Annotated in this window: 22 protein-coding genes; 10 read left to right on the plus strand and 12 right to left on the minus strand. The window is 65.6% G+C overall.

The genetic code is table 11. The annotated features are described in order from the left end of the window. Positions 1-67: 67 nt before the first annotated feature. Positions 68-1741 carry an aryl-sulfate sulfotransferase gene (locus ACO6VM_RS19520; RefSeq protein WP_401055786.1) on the minus strand — a complete coding sequence of 558 codons (1674 nt, stop codon included), beginning with the start codon at positions 1739-1741 and terminating at the stop codon, positions 68-70. 17 nt (positions 1742-1758) lie between these two features. Next, positions 1759-4095: a TonB-dependent receptor gene (locus ACO6VM_RS19525; RefSeq protein ID WP_401055788.1), complete on the minus strand. Its 2337-nt coding sequence runs from the start codon at positions 4093-4095 to the stop codon at positions 1759-1761. 191 nt (positions 4096-4286) lie between these two features. Here ACO6VM_RS19525 and ACO6VM_RS19530 point away from each other — a divergent pair, with 191 nt between their 5' ends. Then, positions 4287-5201: a LysR family transcriptional regulator gene (locus ACO6VM_RS19530; RefSeq protein WP_110992061.1), complete on the plus strand. Its 915-nt coding sequence runs from the start codon at positions 4287-4289 to the stop codon at positions 5199-5201. Here ACO6VM_RS19530 and ACO6VM_RS19535 read toward each other — a convergent pair whose 3' ends face one another. Both ACO6VM_RS19535 and ACO6VM_RS19540 read right to left on the minus strand, forming a co-directional pair. Next, positions 5202-5654 (minus strand): YaiI/YqxD family protein, encoded by a 453-nt coding sequence (locus ACO6VM_RS19535; protein ID WP_110992060.1) that lies wholly within the window; start codon positions 5652-5654, stop codon positions 5202-5204. A gap of 208 nt (positions 5655-5862) precedes the next feature. After that, a complete protein-coding gene (locus tag ACO6VM_RS19540) occupies positions 5863-7794 on the minus strand; it encodes an FTR1 family protein (protein WP_401055790.1) in 1932 nt (643 codons plus the stop codon). Between the two features lie 295 nt (positions 7795-8089). Here ACO6VM_RS19540 and ACO6VM_RS19545 point away from each other — a divergent pair, with 295 nt between their 5' ends. The 4 genes from ACO6VM_RS19545 to ACO6VM_RS19560 are packed head-to-tail and all read left to right on the plus strand — an operon-like array spanning position 8090 to position 11209. Next, entirely contained in the window at positions 8090-9481 is a 1392-nt protein-coding gene (locus ACO6VM_RS19545; protein ID WP_401055791.1) for a COG3014 family protein, read from the plus strand. A 15-nt stretch (positions 9482-9496) separates the two neighbouring features. Then, positions 9497-9853 (plus strand): YcfL family protein, encoded by a 357-nt coding sequence (locus tag ACO6VM_RS19550; protein WP_110992057.1) that lies wholly within the window; start codon positions 9497-9499, stop codon positions 9851-9853. Positions 9854-9874: 21 nt separating this feature from the next. Continuing rightward, positions 9875-10462 carry a penicillin-binding protein activator LpoB gene (gene lpoB, locus ACO6VM_RS19555; protein ID WP_125466012.1) on the plus strand — a complete coding sequence of 196 codons (588 nt, stop codon included), beginning with the start codon at positions 9875-9877 and terminating at the stop codon, positions 10460-10462. Positions 10463-10465: 3 nt separating this feature from the next. Beyond that, on the plus strand, positions 10466-11209 hold the full coding sequence (locus ACO6VM_RS19560; RefSeq protein ID WP_401055793.1) for a penicillin-binding protein activator LpoB: 744 nt from the start codon (positions 10466-10468) through the stop codon (positions 11207-11209). A gap of 496 nt (positions 11210-11705) precedes the next feature. Here ACO6VM_RS19560 and ACO6VM_RS19565 read toward each other — a convergent pair whose 3' ends face one another. The 7 genes from ACO6VM_RS19565 to ACO6VM_RS19595 all read right to left on the minus strand — a co-directional run bounded on the left by ACO6VM_RS19565 (position 11706) and on the right by ACO6VM_RS19595 (position 18802). Next, a complete protein-coding gene (locus tag ACO6VM_RS19565; RefSeq protein ID WP_401055795.1) occupies positions 11706-11858 on the minus strand; it encodes a hypothetical protein in 153 nt (50 codons plus the stop codon). A gap of 866 nt (positions 11859-12724) precedes the next feature. After that, the gene (locus ACO6VM_RS19570) at positions 12725-14164 is read right to left on the minus strand and encodes an efflux transporter outer membrane subunit (protein ID WP_401055796.1); all 1440 of its coding nucleotides are present in this window, start codon (positions 14162-14164) and stop codon (positions 12725-12727) included. After that, complete coding sequence (locus tag ACO6VM_RS19575; RefSeq protein ID WP_347151261.1) at positions 14161-15036, minus strand: HlyD family secretion protein; 876 nt, start codon at positions 15034-15036, stop codon at positions 14161-14163. Before ACO6VM_RS19575 ends, ACO6VM_RS19570 begins: the two co-directional genes overlap by 4 nt. Continuing rightward, the gene (locus ACO6VM_RS19580) at positions 15033-15245 is read right to left on the minus strand and encodes a DUF1656 domain-containing protein (RefSeq protein WP_110992051.1); all 213 of its coding nucleotides are present in this window, start codon (positions 15243-15245) and stop codon (positions 15033-15035) included. The genes ACO6VM_RS19575 and ACO6VM_RS19580 overlap by 4 nt, the downstream gene beginning before the upstream one ends. After that, positions 15242-17329 carry an FUSC family protein gene (locus ACO6VM_RS19585; RefSeq protein ID WP_401055798.1) on the minus strand — a complete coding sequence of 696 codons (2088 nt, stop codon included), beginning with the start codon at positions 17327-17329 and terminating at the stop codon, positions 15242-15244. The genes ACO6VM_RS19580 and ACO6VM_RS19585 overlap by 4 nt, the downstream gene beginning before the upstream one ends. Continuing rightward, positions 17326-17763 carry a MarR family winged helix-turn-helix transcriptional regulator gene (locus ACO6VM_RS19590; RefSeq protein ID WP_401055800.1) on the minus strand — a complete coding sequence of 146 codons (438 nt, stop codon included), beginning with the start codon at positions 17761-17763 and terminating at the stop codon, positions 17326-17328. The genes ACO6VM_RS19585 and ACO6VM_RS19590 overlap by 4 nt, the downstream gene beginning before the upstream one ends. Positions 17764-17890: 127 nt before the next feature. Then, positions 17891-18802: a LysR substrate-binding domain-containing protein gene (locus ACO6VM_RS19595; RefSeq protein WP_401055802.1), complete on the minus strand. Its 912-nt coding sequence runs from the start codon at positions 18800-18802 to the stop codon at positions 17891-17893. A 130-nt stretch (positions 18803-18932) separates the two neighbouring features. Here ACO6VM_RS19595 and ycaC point away from each other — a divergent pair, with 130 nt between their 5' ends. The 4 genes from ycaC to ACO6VM_RS19615 all read left to right on the plus strand — a co-directional run bounded on the left by ycaC (position 18933) and on the right by ACO6VM_RS19615 (position 23221). Beyond that, positions 18933-19562, plus strand: a complete 630-nt coding sequence (gene ycaC / locus ACO6VM_RS19600) for an isochorismate family cysteine hydrolase YcaC (protein WP_110992047.1) — start codon at positions 18933-18935, stop codon at positions 19560-19562. Between the two features lie 70 nt (positions 19563-19632). Beyond that, positions 19633-20193: an antibiotic biosynthesis monooxygenase gene (locus ACO6VM_RS19605; protein WP_390968108.1), complete on the plus strand. Its 561-nt coding sequence runs from the start codon at positions 19633-19635 to the stop codon at positions 20191-20193. A 42-nt stretch (positions 20194-20235) separates the two neighbouring features. Then, positions 20236-21054 (plus strand): alpha/beta fold hydrolase, encoded by an 819-nt coding sequence (locus ACO6VM_RS19610; protein ID WP_401055804.1) that lies wholly within the window; start codon positions 20236-20238, stop codon positions 21052-21054. Between the two features lie 193 nt (positions 21055-21247). Then, positions 21248-23221 (plus strand): amidohydrolase, encoded by a 1974-nt coding sequence (locus tag ACO6VM_RS19615; protein ID WP_422403688.1) that lies wholly within the window; start codon positions 21248-21250, stop codon positions 23219-23221. Positions 23222-23367: 146 nt separating this feature from the next. On the opposite strand, the gene ACO6VM_RS19620 is transcribed toward ACO6VM_RS19615, so the two are convergent. Then, positions 23368-24180, minus strand: coding sequence for a tetratricopeptide repeat protein (locus ACO6VM_RS19620; protein WP_401055808.1), 813 nt, complete (start codon positions 24178-24180; stop codon positions 23368-23370). A gap of 205 nt (positions 24181-24385) precedes the next feature. On the opposite strand from ACO6VM_RS19620, the gene ACO6VM_RS19625 reads away from it, so the two are divergent. Beyond that, positions 24386-24943 carry a WYL domain-containing protein gene (locus ACO6VM_RS19625; protein WP_125466023.1) on the plus strand — a complete coding sequence of 186 codons (558 nt, stop codon included), beginning with the start codon at positions 24386-24388 and terminating at the stop codon, positions 24941-24943. The last annotated feature ends 89 nt before the right edge of the window (positions 24944-25032 follow it).

Below are 25032 nucleotides of genomic sequence, written 5' to 3' on the forward strand. Positions count from 1 at the left end.
GCAGTCTGTGCAATGACTGCGTGGGAGCGGGCTTGCCCCGCGATTAGGGCCCCGAAAGGTTAGCCCGTCAGAACGCCTTGTCGAGATCGATCACCAACGCCCGATAACCCACACTCCCCGGCTGGCGGCTGTGCACTTTCAACTCCACCACCACCTCCTGGCTCCCTCGGCGCACTTCATTGAGCACCGTAGTGGTGAGCTTCTCGGGCGTAAGGAAATTCACCGACGCGGAATAGATGAACTGGGTGTCGGTGTCCGCCCGGTAGGCCACTACCGAAGTGATCGGGCTGTACCACTCATCCCCACGCTCCTTGCCGTACTGCCACACCTGCTCGACCGTGCCCTTGGCCTCGTCGACCCTGTACTCCACCGCCCGGCTGTAGTTGCCGCTGAGTTTGGTCGAGGCAAAATCCCGGCCCCAGCCATTGTCGAACACGGTCAGCGTGCCGTAGCCGGTCAGCCAGGCGGTGTGCTGGGTCCACGACCATTCGAAGCCCTCGCCCACCGGCTTGAGCACTTTGTCCTGCAAATGCGCAGGCCAGCCCTGGGGCGCGGCGAGAATCCACTTCACCTGCTTGTCGCGGCCGATCTTCACCACACCCTGGTGCCGTGCTGAAACGATGATGCTGTCGTCATCGGCGTCGTAGTCGATGGCATTGACGTGAGCCCAGTTGCGCCCGGTGCCCACCCCCGGGGTGTCACCGAACGGCAGGTCGCCTTCAGCCAGTTCGTTGGCCAGGCGGTCGTCCTGTTTCTGTACGCCGTCCGGCAGCTGAATCGCCGCTTTGCCCAGGGTTTCCAGCAGCTCGCCGCGGTAGGGGTCGAGGATCTGGTTGAGATCCCAGAAGTCCAGCACGTCACCAGCCTCGCTGACCTCGATGATGTGGTCGCGGATCGAGCGCACGCGCTTGCCGTCCGGGCGCCGGTAGTCGCTGGTACCTACCCGCAGCAAGTAGGTGCCGTTGGGGGTCTCGCGGATCTCGTGGGAGAAGTCGGCGAACTTGTCCGGCAAGTTGCGCTGCCAGATGCGCCGGCCGAGCAGGTCGTACTTGGAGTAGGTCTGGCCCTGGCCCCAGATCAGTTTGCCGTCGCGGGTCTGGTGGAAGCCCATGGTGCCGCCCAGGCCATCGCGGTGATTGGAGTCGTGGATCTGCTCGATGTCCAGGTACCAGCGCACATCGCCATTGCTGTCGGCGATCCAGTTGTTGCCCACCGAATCCCACTCGGCAGCGCCGCCCAGGCCGTTCCACTTGAAGGCGCGCCCGCCGGGGATGTCCGCCAGCAGATGGTTGAACAGGTATAGGCGCTGTTCGAAGCCAGGGGCGACCGTGACCGGCTCGACCTCGGGCAGGGCTGCCGTCTGCTTGGCCACCACCGGCAGGCGCACCGCCGGGGCATAGATTTCATAACGTTCGCGGATGCGCTCGCCGTCGAGCTTGTAGCTCACTTCCACCTGGTTGACGTGGTCGGGGTACAGGCCGAACACCGGGATGCCGCCGTAGGTCCACAGCGAGCGCTCGGACACGTCGTAGCTGATGGCCACACCGCGCTCGCCGCGGCCCAGCACGCGCACATGGGCGGCGCTCAGGGTGCGGCCACCGTCGCGGATGATCGCCGTCAGCGGCGCCAGGCGGTAGGGGTTGACCACCACGTCGCCGAGCAAGGCTTGGTTGCGGTCGGGCACCTTGGCGGTCAGGCAGGCGCCTTCAGGCAAGTCGTGCGGTTGGGTCTTGGCATTCATGGCAAAGCTCCTTGTGCTCAGAAGTCGTAACGGGCGGTGGCGCCCACGGTGCGCGGGGTGCCCAGCACGCCGGCATAGCCGCCATTGGCGGAGTTCCACAGGCTGGTGAAGTAGGTCTTGTCGCCGGCGTTCTTCACCCACAGCGACAGGTCGAGCACGCCGTCGCCCTGGTCCAGGCGCACGCCGGTGGAGAGGTTGACGATGCCGTAGCTGGGGATCTGCCCGTAGTCGGAGTCGTCGATGGTGCCCACCGCTTTCGAGCGGAAGGCGTAGCTGGCGGTGACGTAGGGTTCGATCCGCTCGCCGAGCTGCCACTTGTACTGGCCGTTGAGGTTGGCGATGTACTTGGAGGCGCCGACCACCTGGTGGCCGGACAGATCGCAAGTGGCCGTGGCGCTGGCCAGGCTCACCTCCGGCGGGCACGGGGCATCGTCGTACTCGGTGTAGCGCACGTCGTTCCACGAACCGTTGAAGTTGAGCGTCAGGCCGCGCACCGGCAGGGCCGTGGCTTCGAACTCCAGGCCCCGCGAGCGCACGCTGCCGGCGTTGGCCAGGTACTGCACGCGGTTGATCTGGTCGTAGACGTTGGCCTGGTAGCCGTGCACCTCGGTCCAGAACAGGTTGCTGTTGAGCTGCAGGCGGCCGTCCAGCAGGGTGCTCTTGACCCCCAGTTCGGCGTTGTTGGCGCGCTCGGTGCCCACCAGCAGCGAATCGGTGCCCAGCCGTGGCGCCGCGCCGACGGTAAGGTTGACCCCGCCGGACTTCTCGCCGTGGGACAGGCTGGCATAGCCAAGCACCTGATCATTGAAGCGATAGCTCAGGCTGAGCAACCCGGAGGGGGCGAAGCTGTACTGGTTGAGGTCACCCGAGTCATAGGCGCCGACCCTGCCCTGACGGGCTGCAGCCGCCGCACCGGTGACCGCCGCGCCACCGAAGGGTGCATCGCGGGTCACCCAGGCGCTCTTCTCTTCATAGGTGCCGCGCACCCCGGCGGTGAAGTCCAGACGCTCGGTGAGGTGCCAGGTGCCTTGGGCAAACAGGGCATAGCTGTCGGTGTCGATGTGGCCGTTGCCGATCGTGGTGACATTGGCCAGGGCGCCGGCCGGGGTCAGGTTCCAGATATCCGCCTGCGGGCCGTTGTAGGTGAACGACTTGTTGTCCAGGTCCTGCTTGAAGTAATAGGCGCCGAGCACGTAGTCGAAGAAGCCGCCCGTTGGCGAGGCCAGGCGGATTTCCTGCGAGTACTGCTTGTCGCGCACCGACACCCCGGCGTTGTAGAACACCGGCACGTTCAGGCCGTCATCGTTGCGCGGGGTGAAATCCCACCAGCGGTAGGCGCTGATGGAGGTCAGGGTGAAGTCGTTGGGCAAGGTCCAGTTGGCCTCCACCGAGGTGCCGCCCTGGAACACCTTGACCATCTGGTCGGCGTCGAAATTGACCTTGCGGTCCTTGCCCGATACCAGCGTGGCGCCGGCCTGGCGGGCCAGGCTTTCATAGCGGTTCACCCCGTTGATGGTCGGCCCGGTGCTGTACAGGCTGAGCACGCCGTTGTCGGAGTCCTCTTCGTTGTACTCGCCGATCCAGCGCAGGTTGAAGGTTTCGCTGGGCTTGAACAGCAGCTGGGTACGAAAGCCCTGGCGCTTGCCGCCGTTGAGGTCGTGGCCGTTGTAGATGTTCTTCACATAGCCATCGTCCTCGGTGTGGTAGGCGCTGATACGCCCGGCGAGGGTGTCGGTCAACGGCCCGGAGAAACTGCCCTGGGTCTGCCAGTAGCCATCCTCGCCCAGCGACGACTGCACGCTGCCCTCCTGGTGGAAGGTCGGCTTGCGGGTGGTGATGTTCAGCACCCCGGCAGTGGTGTTCTTGCCGAACAGCGTGCCCTGCGGGCCACGCAGTACCTCCAGCTGCTCCACATCGAGCAGGTCGAACACCGCCATGCCCGGGCGCCCCAGGTAGACGTTGTCCAGGTACACGCCGACGCTGCCTTCCAGGCCATCGCTGGCCGGGTTGTTACCCAGCCCACGGATGGAGATGCTCGACTGGCGCGCATGCACATAGGACACGTTGGTGCTCGGCACCAGTTGCTGGATGTCCTGCACCCGGTAGATACGCTGGGTTTCCAGGGTTTCGCTGCTCAGCACGCTGATCGGCGTGGGCACGCTCTGCGCGCTCTCTTCGCGGCGGCGGGCATTGACGGTCACGGTGCCAAGCTTGGCGTCCTGCTGGGCGACGGGGGTGGCCGTTACCGGCTCTTCGGCAAAGCTGCTGCCGGCAGCGGCCAGCAGCAGGCCGGCGGCCAGGGGTTGCAGGGCGAACAGCGATGCGCGTAAAGGCCTTGGGGAAAGTCGGGACATGCAAATGCTCCTGGAGGCATGGGCCCTGGCGAGCATTTCCGTTGGCGGAACCGAATCGCGGTCAGAGGGGCTTTATTCTTTTAGGTGATATAAATATTTGTAATTCATATTTTGTGGAATAAGTGACTCCCTTTATAAGGTTCACAACCCTTCCCAGCAATTGCATTCCACCGAAAGTTTCCATGTAGAAAATGCATATCGACCTGCGCCAGCTCCGCCACTACATCGCCCTTGTCGAGCACCGCAGCTTCGTCGCCGCGGCGGCCGCGGTGAACCTCTCGCAATCGGCCTTCAGCCGCAGCATCCAGACGCTCGAGCACAACGTCGGCTGCCGCCTGGTCGACCGCGCCAGCAAGGAGCTGGCGCCGACCCGCCAGGGCCTGCTGGTGCTCGAGCACTCACGGCGGCTGGTGCACGGCGCGCACAACCTGGTCAACGAGATCAATCAGTTCAATGGCGCCACCACGGGCGTGGTGCGCTTCGGCTCCGGGCCGGCGCCGGCGGGCGGGCTGGTGCCCCGGGCGGTGGCGCGCTTCGTCGCCGAATACCCGGCGGCGCGCACCTGCTTCCAGGTGGACAACTGGCAGGCGTTGAACCGCCGCTTGATGGCCGAGGAAATCGAGTTCTTCGTCGCCGACACCCGCCAGTTCGAAGCCGACCCCGATTACCAGGTGCACAAGCTGACGCCGCAACGCTGGCATTTCTGCTGCCGCGCCGGGCACCCGCTGACCGCGCAGGCCGAGGTGCGGGCGCGGGACCTGTTCGACTACCCGCTGGCAACCACTTTCCGCCCGCCCAACATCCGCAAGATCCTCAGCGACCTCAGCGGCCGGCAGGATTTTTTACCCAGCGTGGAATGCGAGCATGGCTACGCGCTGCTCAACGTGGTGCAGCACTCGAACACGATCGGTATCGCCTGCAGCGCCAACCTGCAGCCGTACCAGCGCGAGGGGGGGCTGGTGGCGCTGAAACTTTCGGACCTGGCGCCCGAGCAGGAAGAGGCGTGCTACACCCGCTATGGGGTGGTCAGCCGGGTGGGGTATGGCTTGTCACAACTGGCGCAGGGGCTGGTCAGGCAGCTGATCGCCTGCGACAGCGCCATGTGATCAGCGCTTGGCCAAACGGCCGAGGATTCGATCCAGCGCGTTGGCAAACGCCTGCTTTTCGCGCTCGCCATAAGGTGCCTGGCCACCGCCCACCTGCCCCTGCTCGCGCAGCTCGGTGAACAGGTTGCGCACCGCCAGCCGGTCGCCCATGTTGCGCTCGTCGAACTCGCGCCCGCGCGGGTCAAGCGCCGCCACGCCCTTCTTGATCAGGCGGTCGGCCAATGGCACGTCGCTGCAGATCACCAGCTCGCCCGGCACGGCATTGTCCACCAGGTAATCGTCGGCCGCGTCCATGCCGCTGGGCACCACGATCAGCCGCACGCAGGCGAAGGCCGGCTTGATCTGCGGCTGGCCGGCCACCATCACCACCTCCAGCTTGCGCTTGAGGGCGAACTTGACGATCAGGTCCTTGGCCGCCTTGGGGCAGGCGTCGGCATCGATCCATATACGCATGGGAGTTGTTCCTGTGTGTCTCGGGCTGAGATTGTCGCAGGTTCGGCCTCTTCGCGGGTAAACCCGCTCCCACAGGTTCAGCGTCATCCTTGTGTCTGCGCTGTCCCTGTGGGAGCGGGTTTACCTGCCCCACAGGTTTGGTTGCCGTCTTTGTTTTTTTGTTTTCCTTGTGGGAGCGGGTTTACCCGCGAAGAAGCCAACACCAATTTCAGTTGGCTGCCGCCCTGCGCTTCTCGGCCAACCGGCTACGCCCATACAGGAACACGATCGCCAGCAACGCCAGCGCCTGCGCGCCCAGCGAGTAGGCATCGGCATGAATGCCCAGCCAGTCGAACTCGAAGAACGCCACCGGCCGTGTACCCAGCACGCCGGCTTCCTGCAGCGCCTTGACGCCATGCCCGGCAAAAATCACCGACAGCGCACACAGCAATGCCGCGTTGATGCTGAAGAACAGCGCCAGCGGCAATTTCGCCGAGCCGCGCAGGATCACCCAGGCCAGGCCCACCAGCAGCACCAGCGCCGTGGCACCGCCCGCCAGCACCGCCTGGTGCCCGGCCGGGCCGGCCTGCAGCCACAGGGTCTCGTAGAACAGGATCACTTCAAACAGCTCGCGGTACACCGAGAAGAACGCCAGCAGGGCAAAACCGAAGCGCCCGCCACCGCTGACCAGGCTGCTCTTGATGTAGTTCTGCCAGGCGGCGGCGTGGCGGCGGTCGTGCATCCACACGCCCAGCCACAGCACCATCACCGAGGCGAACAGCGCCGTGCAGCCTTCGAGCAGTTCGCGCTGGGCTCCGCCCACGTTGATCACGTAGGCCGCCAGGGCCCAGGTGGCGAAGCCGGCGACCAGCGCCAGGCCCCAGCCGATGTTGACGCTGCGCACCGCCGACTGCTGGCCGGTGTTACGCAGGAAGGCCAGGATCGCCGCCAGCACCAGGATCGCTTCCAGGCCCTCGCGCAGCAGGATCAGCAGGCCGGAGATGTAGCTCAATGACCAGCTCAGGCCATCGCTGCCCAGCAGTTTGGAGGCTTGCGCAAGCTTGGCCTTCGCGGCGTCCAGGCGCTGTTCGGCCTGGGCCAGCGGCAAGCCGTCCTGCAGCGACTGACGGTAGGCCATCAGCGACTTCTCGGTGTCCTTGCGCACCTGGGCGTCGATGTTGTCGAGGGAGCTTTCGACCAGCTCGAAGCCTTCCAGGTAGGCCGCCACCGACAGGTCGTAGGCCTGGTCGCGGTCGCCGGCGCGGTAGGCCGCCAGGCTCTTGTCCAGGGTGCTGGCGGTGTAGTCGAGCAACTGCGCCGGGCCACGCTTGGCCTGCGGCGGCTTGGCACGCTGGGCACGGAAGGCCGCCACGGCATCGGGGCCCTCTTTTTCAGCCACTTCGGCGGGTGTCTGGCGGGCCAGGTCGGCAATGTTCCAAGCCTTGTCGCCCATGGCCAGCTGCGGGTCGGCACTGAAGCTGGCGATATAGGCCGCTACGTCCCAGCGCTGACGCTCGTCGAGCTGGTCGGCGAACGACGGCATCTCGGTGCCTTCGATCCCCAGGCCAAGGGTGTTGTACAGGTCGTACAGGCTCAGCTGATCCAGCCGCGCAACGTTGCGCAGGTTGGCCGGTGGCGGCTCAAGGCCCAGGCCGGCCGGGCCGTCACCCAGCCCGGTCTCACCGTGGCAGATCGAGCAGTTCTGCGCGTACAGCGCCGCACCGCGGGCCGGGTCGGGGGTGATGATCGGCGCCTGGCTGACCTCGTAGGCCACCGCCAGGCGGGCACCCAGCTGGCGGGCCTGGCGGGCGACGCCGGCACCTTCCTGGCGCTGCTCGATGGCCTGGCGCAGGCCCCGCACACCCTGTTCCAGCGCGGCACGCTCGGGGTTGTCCGGCAGGCCCTTGACCAGCTCGGCCAGTACCCCGCTGAACTCCTGCTGCTCGCGGTATTCGCCTCTGTCCACCACCTTGCCGTCACGCACCGTCGGTGGGTAATCGGCGCCAATGTAGTCCAGCAGATGCAGGGCCTTGGTCGCATCGGCGGGGGCCTCTGCCTGCGCCAGGGCGCTGCACAGCAGCAGCACCGGGGCGAGCAGCACGGCAAGCAGGCGGGAACGGGAATTCATGGCCAGTCTCGATGTAAATACGAAAGTGAACATTGTTCACTTCCACTCTGCGTCCCTCAAGCTTCAGGGGCAGATTTCATGAAAAATCTTGCAACAAAATCTCCCGACATCCTCGCCGTCCTCGTCAGGATCTTTACGACGAAGGGCCTGTCACAGGAGTGGTAAAGGCACATGGCCATTAAAACGCCGTCACTTTGCGTATAATGCCGCCCACTTGTAATAGCCATTGGCAATCAATGTGCCTTTACCCAAAGGATCTGGCCCGGCCAGAGGGCCCCGCCGCCCCGCTACAGCGGCTGCAACATGCTCCAGGGAATGAAAACCTCCAATGGCAACCCGTGTCCTGATCCTGGCAACCCTCTTCACCCTCCTGCAACTCGGCGGCTGCTCGGTGTTTCGCAGCTACGACAGCGAAATGCAGGCAACCAACCAGCAACTGGCCGCGGGCAATGTCGACGCCGCGCTGGCCCTGCTGGAAAGCCACAACACCCGCGAACAGAAGGACCTGCTCTACTACCTGGAGAAAGGTGAACTGCTGCGCTCGAAGGGCGACCTGGCCGGCAGCCAGGCTGCCTGGCGCTCGGCCGACAGCGTGGTAGTGCAATGGGAAGAGGCTGTGCGCCTGGACACCGACAAGTACCTCAGCCAGTTCGGCAGCTACGTGGTCAACGACAAGATCCGCCGCTACGAAGGCTACGACTACGAAAAAGTCATGCTGACCACGCAGATGGCTCTGAACCTGCTGGCCCAGAACGACTTCGACGGTGCCCGCGTGGCGATCCGCAAGAGCCACGAGCGCGAAGCGATCATCGCCGAGCTGCGCGACAAGGCGTACCTCAAGCGCGAAGAACAGGCACAGGAGGACGGCATCAAGACCGAAGTCGCCGACCTCAAGGGCTATCCGGTCGCCACCCTCGACGCCCCCGAGGTGGTCAACCTCAAGAACAGCTACCAGAGCGCCTTCAGCCACTATCTGGCCGGCTTCGTCTACGAGGCCCTGGGCGAAAAAGGGCTGGCCGCGCCGGGTTACCGCATGGCTGCCGAGCTACGCCCGAAAACACCGCTGCTGGAGCAGGCCCTGCTGCAGCTGGACGGCAACAGCGCCACCCCGGCCGAGAGCGACGTGCTGTTCGTGGTGCAGAGCGGCCTGGCGCCAGCCCGCGATTCCATGAGCATCCCACTGCCCCTGGTGATCGATGAAAATCTGGTGATTACCCCGCTGTCGTTCCCGGTCATCCGCGAAGACCACTCCACCGCACACCTGGATGCCTTGCAGCTCGACGGCAGGCCCCTGGCCCTGACTTTGCTCAACAGCACCAGCGCCATGTCGCGCCGGGCCTTGCGCGATGACATGCCCGGCATCATCCTGCGCACCAGCGCGCGCGCCGTCTCGCGCACCTTGGCGCAGAAGAAGCTGAACGAGAAAGACCCGCTGGCCGGCCTGATCTTCGGCATCGCGTCGATGGTGCTGGAGAATGCCGATACCCGCACTTGGCGCACCCTGCCCGACCAGACCCAAGTGGCCCGCCTGCGGCTGAAGCCCGGCGAGCACCAACTGAGCCTGCCGGCCGTACTGGGCGGGGCCTCGATCAACGTGAAGATCGACCGCCCCTACCAGGTGGTCAGCCTGCGCGTGGTCGGCAACCAGGTGTTCGCCAGCGGCCCGGCCGTCCAGGTCGCGCCCACCACCACGGCCGCCACCGTGGTCAGCCTCAAGTAACCTCAAGGATCGAACATGCGCAGAACCTGCCTCGCCCTGCTCACCGCCGCCTTGCTGGCCGGTTGCTCCAACACCGAAACCGCCGCCAGCAAGGTCGTGACCATGGGCCAGTTGGACGATATCGAAGTCCATCAGATGCGGGTCGCCCGCGAGAATGGCTTCCTCACCGTCAACGTGGCGCTGAACAACACCAGCCGCAGCAACCAGACCCTGTTCTACCGCTTCGCCTGGCTGGACGACAGCGGCTTCCCCGTGGCCGACGAAGAAGGCTGGAAGGCCCTGCCGCTGTATGGCAAGCAGGCCAAGTTCCTGCCCGCCATCGCGCCGACCCCCAAGGCCACCGACTTCCGCTTCGAAGCCCACACCCGGTAACCCCTTTCAGGAGCACCCTGCATGTTTGCACGCCTTTCCCTCGCCGCCGTCGCCATTGCCCTGGTCAGCGGCTGCAGCACCCCGTCGCCGGTCCTCGGCGGCAAGAACATCAGCTACGGCGACAGCAAGGCGGTCGAGCTGATCACCAACGAGTTCGGCTCCACCGACCTGCAGATGATCGCCGAGAGCATGACCCGTTCCCTGGCCCAGTCCGGCGTGCTGCGCGGCCGCCCGGTGGTGCAGGTGTACGACGTGAAGAACAAGACCAGCGAGTACATCGATACCCGCGAGATCACCACCACCATCAAGACCCAGCTGATGAAGTCCGGCACCGCCCGCTTCGCCAGTGACAACACCGACATGCAGAGCCAGGTCGACCAGCTCAAGCTGCAGAACCAGAGCGGCCTGTACAAGAAGAACACCGTGGCCAAGACCGGCAACATGATCGCCGCCAGATACCGCCTGGAAGGCTCGATCAGCTCCATCGTCAAACGCAGCAGCGACTACAAGGACGTGTTCTACAAGTTCAGCCTGCAGCTGGTCGACGTGGAAAGCGGCCTGGCCGAGTGGATGGACGAAAAAGAAATCCGCAAGACCACGGAGCGCTGACCGATGCGTGCATGGATGGCAGTCATTGGCCTGGCCTGCGCCTTCGGCGCGCAGGCGGCCCCCAAGGTAGCGGTGACCGACCTGGCCTACGAGGCGCAGGTGGAGGAGTACATCCACAGCGTCAACGCCCAGAACAGCGGGCAGTCGAGCATGTACAACGCCAGCCAGTCGTCGAGCTACAGCGAGTACGAAAGCAGCAAGAGTTACATCCAGCAGACCGAGCTGCGCAAGTTTGGCGGCGACATCAAGGGTGAAATCCTCAAGACCGGCATGTTCGAGCTGATCCAGGGCAAGCCCTACACCGCCGAGGCCGAGGAAGACGTGTACGACGTGATCCGCCGGATCAAGAACGGCGCGTTCGAAGGTGCCGACTATGTGCTGTTCGGCACCCTGTCGGACATCGACTTCCAGGAGGACGTCAACGCCCTGGACCACACCGACAGTTATTCGAAGGTGCTGGGGCTGAGCGTGACCGCCGACTTCAGCCTGATCGATACCCGCACCTTGCAGATCACCTCGGCGTTCACCGCCATGGGTGAGGGGCAGGACATCAAGCTGATGAAAAGCCAGGACCGCCGCGTGAGCCTGAACCGCCCGAGGGTGGTGCGCGAAGTGTCGAAGGCGCTGGGGGAAGATGTGGCGCAGCAGTTGGCTGATCAGTTGGGCGGTGTCGGGCCAGGCCAGCCACGCCCGCCACGGGTGCGGGACAAGCTGCCGCCGGATGAGCCGGCGCGGATCTTGAACTGACGCTGCTCGGGCCTGCGACAAGCTCCACTAAATGGGCTTGCACGTTCACTGTAGGAGCGGCCTTGTGCCGCGAAAGGGCCGCATCAAGGCTACCAGGTGTTCGCCGAAAGCCTTGCAGCGCCTATGAAATCGAGCGCCGCCCGCGCGGCGCATCGCGGGACAAGCCCGCTCCCACATTTGTTTCGGGCCAATGAGTCCTGTGAAAGTACCGCTGCCCGCTTTGGCGCATGTCTTGAGTCATGTGAAGCAGCGCTAGCGACCACGCAAAAACCGCGTCGTACCAAAAAGGCGGACCAGGTAATAGCACAGGAGAGACTGGCCCGAAACAGATGTGGGAGCGGGCTTGTCCCGCGATGCGCCGCGCGGGCGGCGCTCGATCTCACAGGCGCTGCAAAGGTTGTGGCAAGCACCTGCATGCCTTGATGCAATCAACCGCCAGGCACCCAAACCAGGCAGCTCTCGCGGCCCTGGGTGGTGCAGGTTTTCAGGTCGTCGCTCATGGGCGTGGCTCCTGGGCGCCGTCGTAACGGGCCATCGTGTGTTCGATCAGGGCACGCGCCATATCGGCGGCGTAGGCGGCGTTGCTCAGCATGTGCAGGCCAAGGTCGCCGGCGTGCAGCCTGCAGTGTTCGTCCAGGGTCTCGCTCACGCCGCGCAGCAGCTGGCTGGCGTGGGCCAGGGCGTCGGGGGTGGGCAGGTTGGTCTGGAGGGTGAAATAGGGGATGAAGCGGGGTGGGTCGGGGACGCGTTTTTCATTGTGGACATTCCTATTGAGAGTTCAGGAACTGCCCTCCGCCTCGTCTCACTGAATTGGGTGGCAGCCGTACGCGGGGTGAGACCCGGGACAATAGGAAAACCCGAACAGGCTAAAGCCTGCCCGCGTACAGCTGCCATAAAGCGGCGCTTATTGTTCCCGGGGGTCTCATTTCCCGATCGCCCGAAAGCGACCCGAGGACGTTATTCCTGAGGCATTCCACCGACAACATCGAAGCTTCCGCAAGGCACGTAGGATACGTCCCAAGCCATGCGGAGCTGTAGGATTTGGTTTCATTTTCGGAAATGTCGCACGGGTTTCTGGCAATTCCTCGCGCTGGACCGCATCAAGGCCACCAGGTGTTCGCCGAAAGCCTTGCAGCGCCTATCAGATCGAGCGCCGCCCGCGCGGCGCTTCGCGGGTAAACCCGCTCCCACAGTTTGTTTCGGGCCAATTATTCCTGTGAAAGTACCGGCGCCTGCCTTGGTGCATGTCTTGAGTCATGTGGGGCGGCGGCAACGCACACGCTGAAACCGCGTGGTGCCAACAAGGCGGACCAGGTAATGACCCAGGAGATACTGGCCCGAAACAAACTGTGGGAGCGGGTTTACCCGCGAAGCGCCGCGCGGGCGGCGCTCGATCTCATAGGCGCTGCAAGGGTTGTGGCGAGCACCTGTATGCCCTGATGCAATCAACAGCCAGGCACCTGGCGGCCCTGATGCAACCATCGGCCAGACATCTACCCACGCAGCCTACCTACATCAGTTGGTTGAGGCTTTCTCTAGAGGCTCTGCACTACCCTTCCACCCCCCACCCAACGCCAGAAACACCCCAATCTGCCCCATCGCCACCTGACTGTTCGCCGCCGCCAACTGCGCACGCACATCGGTATAGGTCCGCGTCGCCTGCAGGTCAGCCAGGAACGACTCACGCCCCACCTGGTAACGCAGATGCGTCTGGTCCGCCGACTCTTTCGCCGAACGCTCAGCCTCAGCCAGCGCATCACGCCGGTCGAGCAAGGCGCTGTACTGCGCCAGCCGCGTCTGTGTCTCACGAATGGCGTTGAGCACCACCCCATCGAACTGCGCCAGCGCCGCCTGGCTCGAGGCCTCGGCCATGCGAATACGCGCACGGGTGCCGTTAGTGGGAATGTTCCAACTGATCTGCGGGCCAAAGCCCCAACGGTTGGTGGACGGCTCACCGAGGTTTTCAAGAATGCCGATGGTCCCCACCTGTGCACCAATGCTGATATCCGGATACAGCGCGCCAGTGGCCACGCCAATATTCGCGGTCGCAGCCGCCAACTGGCGTTCGGCCTGGCGCACATCGGGGCGGCGTTTGAGCAGGGCGGCGCCATCACCCACCGGGATCAGCTGCGCAAGGTGCGGCAGCTCGGCGCAATCGGCAGTACCCGCCGGCAACTGCTCGACCGGCTTGGCCAGCAACGCGGCCAGGGTATACAGGCCCGTTTCGCGCTCGGCCTTGAAGCGCGGCAGTTCTGCCCGCAGCGACTTGAACTGGGTCTGCGAGCGGGTGACCTGGGTCTCGTCGCCGCGGCCAGCGTCGCGCAAGCGCTGTGTCAGCTGCACGCCCTGCTGCTGCAGGTCCAGCGACTCACGGGCAATGTGGTACTCCTCGTTGGCCGAACACACCTGGGTGTAGGCCTTGACCACATCGGCCACCAGGGTGATGCGCGCGGTGTCGGCAGCGGCCTGCACCGCATCGGCGTTGGCCTTGGCGGCCTCGGTGCCGCGCTTGAAGGTGCCCCACAGGTCGAACTGGTAGCTGACGCTCAGCAGCGCCTCGCCGATATTGGCCACCGGTACTTTCTCCGGCAGCAGGAAGGCTTCGCCGGACTCCTGCAAGCGCTGGGCACCGGCCTTGATGCCGCCATTGAAACCGCCCTGGGACTCGGCCACTTCCACCTGGGCACGGGCCTTGGCGATGTTGGCGGCGGCCACGCGCAATTCGGTGTTGGCGCTCAGGGCCTGGCGCACCAGTTCGTTGAGGCGTTGATCCTGGTACAGCTGCCACCAGTCCTCGGGCACCGGTGCCGATACCACGCTGTCGGCATCCTGGCGTAACGGGCCGTTCAGGTCGCTGCGCTGCACGGCGGCGTCCTTGGGCACTTGGTAGTTGGGCCCGACCATCATGCAGGCGCCGAGGGACAGGCTAAGCCCCACCAGGATCAGCTGTTTCATGGGCGCTGGCCCTCGATGATCGACACCGTGGCAGTGCGCCCGGCAATCATGCGGAAGTCCGCCGGCACCTCGTCGAAGGTGATGCGCACCGGAATCCGCTGGGCCAGGCGCACCCAGCTGAACGCCGGGTTGACGTTGGGCAGCAGGTTGGCGCCGCTGCTGCGGTCGCGGTCCTCGATGCCGGCGGACAGGCTTTCGACCCGGCCGCGCAGGCGGGTGTTGTCGCCCATCACGCGGATGTCCACGGCATCGCCGACATTGATGCCACCAAGCTTGGTCTCTTCGAAATAGCCATCGACGTGGTACGAGGCGCTGTCGACCACCGACAGCACCGGGCGACCGGCGCTGACGAACTCGTGGGCGCGCGGGGCGCGGTCGTTGAGGTAACCGTCCACCGGGCTGCGCACCACCGAACGGTCGAGGTTGAGTTGGGCCAGGTCCACCTGCACCTGGGCCTGATTGACCGCCGAGCGGGCGCGGGCCTCGCGCGACTGGCTCTCTTCCAGCTGCTCGGCCGCCACCAGGTTGCCCAGCTTGCGGTTGCGCTGCGCCTCGCGGGAGGCCTGGGCCAGGGTTTCCTGGCGCTCGGCCAGGGTCGCCTTGGCCTGGCGCAGGGCCAGGCTGAAGCGGTCCTGGTCGATGGTGAACAGCACGTCGCCGCGCTTGATGGTCTGGTTGTCGCGCACCTCGACCTTCTGGATCAGCCCGGACACATCCGGGGCGATCTGGATCACGTCGGCACGGATGTGCCCGTCGCGGGTCCAGGGGGCGAACATGTAGTACACCACCATCTGCCACACGAGCACGGCGGCGAAGGTCACTACCAGCAAGGTCAGGACCACGCGGCCCAGGGTCAGCAAAGGTTTTTTCATGGCAGCATCAGGCTTCGGCAAAAGTGGTCGACCGCGCCCAGCAGCACGGCATACAGGGCAACGTTGAACAGCGCCCGGTGCCAGACCAGGCGGTAGAAATGCACGCGCACCAGCAGCGCGTGCACCCCCAGGAACAGCAGGTAGGTCGCAAACATCATCACCAGCAGCGTGGGCAGGAACACCCCGCTGATATCCAGTTCACCGATCACAGGGGCGCTCCATCGAGGCCGGGGGGCAGTTGCGTTTGTTCAGTGGGTTCGAGCATCACCTCCACCCCCGGCAACAGGGCCAGGCGCAGGCCACTCAGGGCGTGCAGCAGGTGGGTGCGGGCATCGCCGCGCTCGTACAGCTCGTCCAGGTTCAGCGCCAGGCGCGCCCGCTCCATGTTGCGCAGCAGCGCCGCCGGGGCATGCAGGCGTTCGCCGGCGCGCAGGCAGGCGGCGTAGTGGCCGCCGACGTCTTCGATCACCGTCTGCAGGCGCTCGCGGGCCTGGCTGCCAGCACGTGGCAGGTAGGCCAGCAGGTCGAGCAGGTTCAGCCCCACGCGCAGGTCGCGCAGCGCCACGCCGCTGTCCTGGCCGGTCTGCGACAGCCGTGGCAGGTGCTGCATCAGGCGGTCGAGCATCTGCACGCCGACCTGGCGGTGTTCGGCGAGGGTGGCCGGCGCGGTCATCTCGACGATGTCGCGCCAGGCGAAGCGGGTCATGCGCTTGGCCGCCAGCTCCACGCCGAACGGGCGCACCACGATGGTCCAGAGGAAGGCGAACAGCAGCCCCACCGGCCCCGCCAGGTTGGCGTTGAGGAAGGTGAAGAAATCGGCGTCGTAGGCGCCCTGGATGCTGATGAAGGTCGAGGTGTTGACGATGGTCAGCAAGGTGCCCAGGTAGAAACGCGGCTGCACGGTGAGGGTGCCGACGCAGATGAACGGCACGGCAAAGGCCAGCACCAGCATGGCGAAGTCATGCAGGTTGGGCAGTACCAGGAACAGGTACAGGCTGGAGAAGATCACCGACATCAAGGTCCAGAAGAAGAACCGGTAGATCTGCGGCGCCGGGTCGTCCATGGCGGCGAAGAAGCTGCACGACACGGCGGCGAGGATCACCGCGCTGGCGCCGTCGTTCCAGCCCAGACCGATCCACAGGCCGCAGGCGACGACGATGGCGGTGACGGTGGAGAACACCGAGTAGAGCATCAGCCCACGGTCGAAGAAGGGGGTCAGCCGGCCCAGCCGCCAGTGCCGATACACCGCCCGCCAGGGCTTGGCGTCGTCGCTGCGCAGGGCGTGCTGCAGGGTGCAGCAGTCCTGCCACAGGTCGGCCCATTCGGTCAGGCGGTAGAGCGCATTGGACAACAGCAGCTCGGCGCGCTGGTCGAGGGCGGCGGCGCCGGGTTGCAGGCGGTCGATCTGCTCGTGAAGGGCAGTCCAGCGTGCCACCGAGGCGCTGCTGGCGGTGCCCTTGAGCCATTCGCGGGCTGCCACCAGCACCGGCTGCAGCTGGGCGAACTGAACAGGGGCGCGGCCTTCGAGGGCGATCAGGGCGTCGTCGAGGGCGTCGATCACCGGCAGCAGGTGGATCATCCGCCCGCGCAGTTCGCGGGCGTTCTTCAAAGTGTGCGGGCCTGCGCCTTCGTGGCCGAGCTGGCCGATCATCAGCTCCAGCGAGTTGAAGGTGGCGACCATCGCCCCGCGCATGCCGCCGACCTGGTCGGCGCTGGCTTCGCGGGCCAGGTAGGTATCGCTGTAGCGGATCGCTTCGCTGAACCAGCTGCCGGTCGCGCCCACCACCACCGGCGCCAGCCGGCGCGGCCAGAACACCGCGCCGACCACCGCCGCGCAGACGATGCCCAGGCAGATTTCCTGGGCCCGGGACGAGGCCACGTCGAACACCGCCAGCGGGTTGTCGACCACGGCCAGGGCGATCATCGGCATCGTGTAGCCGGCCAGCATCAGCACGTAGTTGTTGGCGGTGCGCAGGTTCAGCGAGAGGAACAGCAGGGTGCCGGTCCACAGCGCGACGGCAATGCTCAGCAGCAACGGCGACTGCACCAGCAGCGGCACGAAAAATATCGCCGCCCCCGCGCCCAGCAGTGTGCCGAGTGCACGGTACAGCGCCTTGGAGGTGGTGGGGCCGAGGAACGGGCTGGAGACGATGTACACCGTGGCCATCGCCCAGTACGGGCGCGGCAACTGCATCAGCAGGGCGATGTACAGGGCGATCATCGACGCGGCAAAGGTGCGCACGCCGTAGAACCAGTCGCGGGCCGGGGGCACCGAGCTGAAGAAGCCGCTCATGGGGCGAGGCCCGCGTCTTCGAACGCGCGGATCACCCGCAGGGTGGCTTCCAGGTCGGCCTGGTCGATGCCCTGCAGCAACTCGCGGCGCAGGCGCACCAGCTCGCCTTCGATCGACTCGGCCAGGGCGCGGCCTGTGGCGGTCAGGCTCAGGGCCTTGGCGCGGCGGTCCAGCGGGTCCTCGCTGCGCAGCACCAGGCCCGCCTTGCACAGCTGGTCGAGCAGGCGCACCAGCGACGGGCTTTCCAGGCCGGCGGCCTGGGCCACCGCCACCTGATGCACGCCGTCGCCCAGGCGCACGATCATCAGCAACGGCACGGCGCAGGCTTCGGAGATGCCATAGCCGGTCAAGGCGCCCTGGCACAGGCGACGCCAATGCCGGGCGGCCACGACCATGCCGCTGCTGATTTTCATGTGCAGTGCGTCAAGTGACATAAGAGGAACCGAGGATATTCATAGTTTGCTAACTATCAATATACGCCCTGCCCTCCCCCTGCCGTCAACCGGGCCTGCCGGCAGGGGAAGATGAAAAGTTGTTCATCCGCGCGCCAGACCCGCGCCGTCAGGCCATGTCGCTGCTGGCGAATTCCTCGGCCAGGTGGTCGATCAGCGAGCGCACCGACGGCAGCAACCCGCGCCGTGACGGGAAGATCGCATGGACGATGCCGCAGCGCGGGTGCCATTGCGGCAGCAGCTCCACCAGCCTGCCCGCCGCCAGGTCCTCACGCACCGCCACCCGTGGCAGGTGGGCGATGCCCACCCCGGCCACCACGAAATGGCGCAGGGCAAACAGGTCGTCGCTGACCATGCGCGGCGTGTGCGGGATGACCAGGCTGTGCTGCTGGTCCTCACCCTGGAACAGCTCCCACTGGTATTCGCGCTGGGCGCCGCCCCAGTGCAGGCTGGGCAGCGTGCCCAGTTGCTGCGGGTCGAAGCCCGCCGGCAGTTGTTCGAGGAACACGGGGTGCCCGACCAGGCACTGGGTGCTGTTGCTCAGCACCTTCATCACCATGTCGGTGTTCTCCAGCGGCGGGAAGCGCACCCGCAGCGCCAGGTCGAAGCCTTCGTGCAGCAGGTCGACGCGGCGGTTGGTGCTCTCGATGAACAGCTCCACCTGCGGGTACTTGAGCATGTAGCGGGTGAGCATCGGCCCGACCCAGGAATTGAGCAGGGTGGTCGGGCAGCTGATGCGCACCAGCCCGCGCGGCTCGCTGCGGTTGCGCTCGATGATTTCGGCGGCGCCCTCGGCCTCCACGCGCATGGCCAGGCAACGGTTGTAGTAGGCCTGGCCGATCTCGGTCAGCGAGCAGTGCCGGCTGGTGCGGTGCAGCAGGCGCACGCCCAGGCGCTCCTCCAGGTCGGCGATGCGCCGGCTGAGCTTGGACTTGGGCATGTCCAGCGCCCGCCCGGCCGGGGCGAAGCCGCCGTGCTCCACCACCTGGGTGAAGTAGTACAGGGAGTTGAGGTCTTCCATTGATCGTTCACCAAATAGAACGCTAGAGGCAATTTTTGCAGTCTACCGCGCCAAAGGTGATGAATCTAATCTTTGCTCATCAACGCGAAACACCCCACCCAGTGAACGACACACCCTAAGGAGCACGACCATGGCTAACTTCAAATACAACCGCCTGAACAAAGACGACGCCGCCGTACTGCTGGTGGATCACCAGGCTGGCCTGCTGTCGCTGGTGCGCGACATCGAGCCGGACCGCTTCAAGAACAACGTGCTGGCCCTGGCCGACCTGGCCAAGTACTTCAACCTGCCGACCATCCTCACCACCAGCTTCGAGCAAGGCCCCAACGGCCCGCTGGTACCGGAACTCAAGGCGCTGTTCCCCGACGCGCCGTACATCGCCCGCCCAGGCCAGATCAACGCCTGGGACAACGAAGACTTCGTCAAGGCCGTGAAAGCCACCGGCAAGAAGCAACTGATCATCGCCGGTGTGGTGACCGAGGTATGCGTGGCCTTCCCGGCGCTGGCGGCCCTGGAAGAAGAGTTCGAAGTGTTCGTGGTGACCGACGCCTCCGGCACCTTCAACGAAATGACCCGCGACGCCGCTCACGACCGCATGAGCCAGGCCGGCGCGCAACTGATGACCTGGTTCGGCGTGGCCTGTGAACTGCACCGCGACTGGCGCAACGACGTCGAAGGCCTGGCCGCGCTGTTCAGCAACCACATCCCCGACTACCGCAACCTGATGACCAGCTACAACACCCTGACCGCCGGCAAGTAACCCGCCAGCCGCCTGGCGCCCTCGTGGCGCCAGGCCACCCCGCCAACGCAGCTCACGCCAGGGCCCGCCGATGAACACGCCGCACAACCGCAACGTCGTCACGCTGGTGATCCAGCACAAGGTCCGCGCCCAGGCGCTGGCGCCCTACGAGGCTTGGCTCAAGCATGCGGTGAGCACCGCACGCCAGCAGCCCGGCCACCTGGACGTCAACGTGATCCGCCCGGACGACGGTGGCCGGCAGTTCACCACCATCGTGCGGTTCGCCGACGCCGGCCTGCTGCAGGCCTGGGTCAACTCGGCCGAGCGCCAGGCGCTGGTCAGCGAAGTGCTGCCACTGCTTGAAGAGGGCGACCAGACCCAGGTGCATGACGATCCGGAGTTCTGGTTCACCCCGCCCAGCACCCGCGCCGCGCCACCGCCGCGCTGGAAGCAGGCCGTGCTGACCTACCTGGTGATCTGCCCCATGACCCTGCTGATCCCGCAACTGCTGGCGCCGCTGTTCGCCCGTTACCCGCTGCTGGGCGGCCCGATCAGCGGCAACCTGATCAGCAACCTGTTCGTCATCCTGCCCGTGGTGTTCTACATCATGCCCTGGGTGACCCGCCGCTGCGCCGCCTGGCTGCGTGGCTGAAAGTTTTCTCACTGCCTCACTCGAATTTCAGGAGATACCGACATGAGCACACTCGTTACCCGCGATGGCACCTCGATCCACTACAAGGACTGGGGCAGTGGCAAACCCGTCCTGTTCAGCCACGGCTGGCCACTGGACGCCGACATGTGGGATTCGCAGATGGAGTACCTGGCCAGCCGCGGCTACCGCACCATCGCGTTCGACCGCCGGGGTTTCGGGCGCTCCAGCCAGCCTTGGACTGGCTACGACTACGACACCTTCGCTGATGACATCGCCCAGTTGATCGAACACCTCGACCTGCGCGAGGTGACCTTGGTGGGCTTCTCCATGGGTGGTGGCGACGTCAGCCGCTACATCGCCAGGCACGGCAGCGAGCGCATCGCCGGCCTGGTGCTGTTGGGTGCGGTAACGCCGGTGTTCGGCAAGCGCGACGACAACCCGGACGGCGTCGACAGTGCGGTCTTCGACGGCATCAAGGCCGGCCTGCGGGCAGACCGGGCGCAGTTCATCGCCGACTTCGCCGCGCCCTTCTATGGCATCAACCATGGCCAGCAGGTGTCCCAGGGCGTGCAGACCCAGACCTTGAACATTGCGTTGCTGGCGTCGATCAAGGGCACCCTGGACTGCGTGACCGCTTTCTCCGAAACCGATTTCCGCCCGGACATGGCCAAGATCGACGTGCCGACCCTGGTCATCCACGGTGACGACGACCAGATCGTGCCGTTCGAGAGCACTGGCAGGAAAGCTGCAGAGCTGATCCGCGGCGCCGAGCTGAAGGTGTACCCAGGGGCGCCCCATGGCTTTGCCGTGACCCATGCGCAGCAGCTCAATGAAGACCTGCTGGCCTTCCTCAACCGCTGACACCATCGCGGGGCAAGCCCGCTCCCACGCAGTGTGCAAGTGCTTCGTGGGAGCGGGCTTGACACCCTCTCCCCAGCGCGTGGGGGGGTTTTTTTGGGAGACCCCCCCCCCCCCCCGATAGGGCAGGCCCAGCAACACAAATCCCCCTGGTTGCTAACCTTCACCCGCCTGCCGCAGCCCGATGGAGAACCCCATGTCCCAGGACCCGAACGACAAGAGCCGCCGCCAGTTCCTCGCCACCAGCACCGTGCTCGGCGCCGCTGGCGCACTCTGGTCGGCCCTGCCCTTCAGCGGCTACGCCACTGCATCCACCCAAGGAGGCTCCATGACCGCCGACCTCATCCTGTTCAACGGCAAACTGCACACCGTCGACCGTGAAAACCCCACTGCCACCGCCGTCGCCATCAAGGACGGCAAGTTCATCGCGGTGGGCAACGATGCCCAGGCCATGGCCCACAAAGGCGCCGCCACGCAGATCATCGACCTCAAACAGCGCACGGTGATCCCAGGGCTCAATGACTCGCACCTGCACCTGATCCGCGGCGGCCTCAACTACAACCTGGAACTGCGCTGGGAAGGCGTGCCATCGGTGGCCGACGCCCTGCGCATGCTCAAGGACCAGGCAGCCCGCACGCCGACCCCGCAGTGGGTGCGGGTGGTCGGCGGCTGGAACGAATTCCAGTTCGCCGAAAAGCGCATGCCCACCCTGGAAGAAATCAACCAGGCCGCCCCCGACACCCCGGTGTTCCTGCTGCACCTGTACGACCGTGCCCTGCTCAACCGCGCCGCGCTCAAGGCGGTGGGCTACAGCAAGGACACGCCCAACCCGCCGGGTGGCGAGATCCAGCGCGACAAGTTCGGCAACCCGACCGGTATGCTCATCGCCCGGCCCAACGCGATGATCCTCTACGCCACCCTGGCCAAGGGGCCGAAGCTGCCGCTGGAGTACCAGGTCAACTCGACCCGCCAGTTCATGCGTGAGCTCAACCGCCTGGGCCTGACCAGCGCCATCGATGCCGGCGGCGGCTATCAGAACTTCCCCGACGACTACTCGGTGATCCAGGAGCTGGCCGACAACAACCAGCTCACCGTGCGCATCGCCTACAACCTGTTCACCCAGAAGCCCAAGGAAGAGCTGGACGACTTCAAGAAGTGGACCGCCAGCGTCAAGCTGCACAGCGGCACCGACTTCCTGCGCCACAACGGTGCCGGCGAGATGCTGGTGTTCTCCGCCGCCGACTTCGAGGACTTCCTCGAACCGCGCCCGGACCTGCCGCAGACCATGGAGCAGGAACTGGAGCCGGTGGTGCGCCACCTGGTGGAACAACGCTGGCCGTTCCGCTTGCACGCCACCTACAACGAATCGATCACGCGCATGCTCGACGTGTTCGAGAAGGTCAACCGCGACATCCCGTTCAATGGCCTGCCGTGGTTCTTCGACCACGCCGAGACCATCACCCCGCAGAACATCGAGCGTGTTCGCGCGCTGGGCGGTGGCATCGCGATCCAGGACCGCATGGCCTTCCAGGGCGAGTATTTCGTCGAGCGCTACGGCGCCAAGGCGGCCGAGCAGACCCCACCGATCCAGCGCATGCTCGACATGGGCGTGCCGGTGGGTGCCGGTACCGACGCCACCCGCGTGTCCAGCTACAACCCGTGGACCTCGCTGTACTGGCTGGTCAGCGCCAAGACCGTGGGCGGCATGGCGCTGTACCCCGAAGGCCTGAGCCGCGACACCGCGCTGCAGCTGTTCACCCAGGGCAGCGCCTGGTTCTCCAGCGAGCAGGGCAAGAAAGGCCAGATCAAGGTGGGCCAGCTGGCTGACCTGGCGGCGTTGACGCTGGACTTCTTCAGCGTTGATGAAGAGGCCATCAAGGGCATCGAGTCGGTGCTGACGGTGGTCGATGGCAAGGTGGTGTACGGCGCTGCCGAGTTCGACAAGCTGGCCCCGCCACAGGTACCGGTGCTGCCCGAGTGGTCACCTGTGGCCAAGGTGCCGGGGCACTGGCGCGTGGGTACGCCATCGCTGGCGGCCGCCGTGCACCAGTGCTCGGGGCCATGCGGGGTGCATGCGCACAGCCATGAACAGGCGCGCCACTCCAAGGTGCCGGTCAGCGACTTCCAGGGGTTCTGGGGGGCATTGGGTTGTTCGTGCTTTGCGTTCTGAGGTGACGGGATGCTCAGTTGAGCGATTTTGGGCCGCGCTGCGGCCCTTTCGCCGGCAAGCCGGCTCCCACAGGTACAGCGCATGCCTCAAGTTTGACGCGATTCCTGTGGGAGCTGGCTTGCCAGCGATGGGCTGCACCCATGCCCTCAACGCTGAACCTGGTCTTCCAGTTTCATGGTCAGCGCCAGGGTGCTGCCCAGCTGGATCGCCTGGTCACGCCAGCCCAGGTAGCGCGCCGTGTCGCGGCTGCTGAAGTGCACCGCCAGTTCCTCGGCGGCCTGCATCACCCCGGTGGCCGCTGCCAGCTCCAGCCAGTACAGGGCAGCCTTGGTATCCGCTGCCACGTACAGCCCATGCAGCAAGCGATAACCCACCTCGAAACGGCAGCGCGTCTCGCCGCGTTGTGCCCCGCGCAGGAACCAGTGGTAAGCCTCGAGCGGGTCCACCAGCCATGGCGGCTCACCGTCACACACTTCTTCCTCGTACAGGTCGCCCAGCGCCGCCGCCGCATGCAGCATGCCGCGCTCGAAGGCATGGCGGTAATACTCGGCTGCGTTGGCATACGACACCTCCACGCCCTTGCCGAAATAGTGCTGCTGCCCCAGGTTGAACCAGGCAACGGCATTGCCCTGCAAGGCCGCCATGCGCAGCAGGTGCCCAGCCAGCACGGTATCGCCGCGCCAATACTTGCCGTTGAGCCAGATCCAGCCCAGGTCGTTGAGCGCCGCCACGTTGCCGAGCAGCGCCTGGCGGCACAGGTCGGCGTACACCGCCTGCAGGTCGGTGGCTTCATCCAGTCGGTCGATCAGGCCGAAGCGCTCACCGCCCTGCAGCGCCTGGCTCGGCATGCCGACCCCGACGAACAGCCGCTGACGCTGGCCCGGCAATGCCGGTACCGGCGCGATGCGCTCGGGCAGCAGCCGCGCGAGCAGCGAATGGATATTGCTGGCAGCAGACATGTTCATCCTCATTGAACGGCGCACAGCTCCAGGCTTTGCCGTGATGGGGCGTGATTCTGCGCGACGACACGACAAAACCTGTCGCGAACGATCCAGGGTCAGGCAACCAATTGTCTGTTCCTTGATCTGAGCAGGCCGTGGCCAATTGCCATGACCTGCCCGTGCCGCCATTCTATGGCGGCAAGCCTAGACAAGGACGTTTCCTTTGCCGTTCGCCACCACCCGCGCCACCCTTAGCCGCCAATGGGCACTTCTGCGCCAGTTGCCCAGCCGCTCCCCCGGGACCACCAGCGCAGAGCTGGTGTGGCGCCTGCGTGACGTGGGCTTCAACGTCAGCAAGCGCACCGTCGAGCGCGACCTCAACGAGCTGTCGCTGATCTTCCCGCTGGAACGCAACGACAAGAGCATCCCGTTTGGCTGGCACTGGTCGGCCAATGCCGGCAGCGAGCTGCGCGGCAATTTCGATCTGCAGGGGTATTTGCGCAGCGATACGTTGCAACCGGCCCAGGATGAGGGCGTGGAACTGCAAGCCTGGGTCAGCGACCCGCTGGCGCGGCAACTGCGCGAAGCGCCGCTGACCGGGGATATGCAGCTGACGGCGCTGGAGCAGGGCCATCGGCTAAGGGCAACGGTGATCGATGGATGGCCGTTGCGCTGGTGGCTGCTGAGCCAGGGGGAAGGGTTGGTGGTGGAGTTGCCACTGGCGTTGCGTGAGGAAATTGGCCGGACCCTGGCCAATGCGGCGGCGCAGTACCAGGTGTAGTGGCCTGTAGCGGGGGGGGGGGGGGGGGGGGGGGGGGGGAGGCCCAGGAGAGGAGGGGGGGGGGGGTGTAGGAGAGGAGAGGTGAGACT

The sequence above is a fragment of the Pseudomonas sp. GZD-209 genome (assembly GCF_049310485.1).
In the GTDB taxonomy this organism is placed as follows: Bacteria; Pseudomonadota; Gammaproteobacteria; order Pseudomonadales; family Pseudomonadaceae; genus Aquipseudomonas; species Aquipseudomonas sichuanensis.

Coding starts and splice junctions, on each gene's coding strand:
- ACO6VM_RS19520 (WP_401055786.1), bottom strand. CDS start 1,741: ATGAATGCCAAGACCCAACCGCACGACTTGCCTGAAGGCGCCTGCCTG.
- ACO6VM_RS19525 (WP_401055788.1), bottom strand. CDS start 4,095: ATGTCCCGACTTTCCCCAAGGCCTTTACGCGCATCGCTGTTCGCCCTG.
- ACO6VM_RS19530 (WP_110992061.1), top strand. CDS start 4,287: ATGCATATCGACCTGCGCCAGCTCCGCCACTACATCGCCCTTGTCGAG.
- ACO6VM_RS19535 (WP_110992060.1), bottom strand. CDS start 5,654: ATGCGTATATGGATCGATGCCGACGCCTGCCCCAAGGCGGCCAAGGAC.
- ACO6VM_RS19540 (WP_401055790.1), bottom strand. CDS start 7,794: ATGTTCACTTTCGTATTTACATCGAGACTGGCCATGAATTCCCGTTCC.
- ACO6VM_RS19545 (WP_401055791.1), top strand. CDS start 8,090: ATGGCAACCCGTGTCCTGATCCTGGCAACCCTCTTCACCCTCCTGCAA.
- ACO6VM_RS19550 (WP_110992057.1), top strand. CDS start 9,497: ATGCGCAGAACCTGCCTCGCCCTGCTCACCGCCGCCTTGCTGGCCGGT.
- lpoB (WP_125466012.1), top strand. CDS start 9,875: ATGTTTGCACGCCTTTCCCTCGCCGCCGTCGCCATTGCCCTGGTCAGC.
- ACO6VM_RS19560 (WP_401055793.1), top strand. CDS start 10,466: ATGCGTGCATGGATGGCAGTCATTGGCCTGGCCTGCGCCTTCGGCGCG.
- ACO6VM_RS19570 (WP_401055796.1), bottom strand. CDS start 14,164: ATGAAACAGCTGATCCTGGTGGGGCTTAGCCTGTCCCTCGGCGCCTGC.
- ACO6VM_RS19575 (WP_347151261.1), bottom strand. CDS start 15,036: ATGAAAAAACCTTTGCTGACCCTGGGCCGCGTGGTCCTGACCTTGCTG.
- ACO6VM_RS19585 (WP_401055798.1), bottom strand. CDS start 17,329: ATGAGCGGCTTCTTCAGCTCGGTGCCCCCGGCCCGCGACTGGTTCTAC.
- ACO6VM_RS19590 (WP_401055800.1), bottom strand. CDS start 17,763: ATGTCACTTGACGCACTGCACATGAAAATCAGCAGCGGCATGGTCGTG.
- ACO6VM_RS19595 (WP_401055802.1), bottom strand. CDS start 18,802: ATGGAAGACCTCAACTCCCTGTACTACTTCACCCAGGTGGTGGAGCAC.
- ycaC (WP_110992047.1), top strand. CDS start 18,933: ATGGCTAACTTCAAATACAACCGCCTGAACAAAGACGACGCCGCCGTA.
- ACO6VM_RS19605 (WP_390968108.1), top strand. CDS start 19,633: ATGAACACGCCGCACAACCGCAACGTCGTCACGCTGGTGATCCAGCAC.
- ACO6VM_RS19610 (WP_401055804.1), top strand. CDS start 20,236: ATGAGCACACTCGTTACCCGCGATGGCACCTCGATCCACTACAAGGAC.
- ACO6VM_RS19615 (WP_422403688.1), top strand. CDS start 21,248: ATGTCCCAGGACCCGAACGACAAGAGCCGCCGCCAGTTCCTCGCCACC.
- ACO6VM_RS19620 (WP_401055808.1), bottom strand. CDS start 24,180: ATGTCTGCTGCCAGCAATATCCATTCGCTGCTCGCGCGGCTGCTGCCC.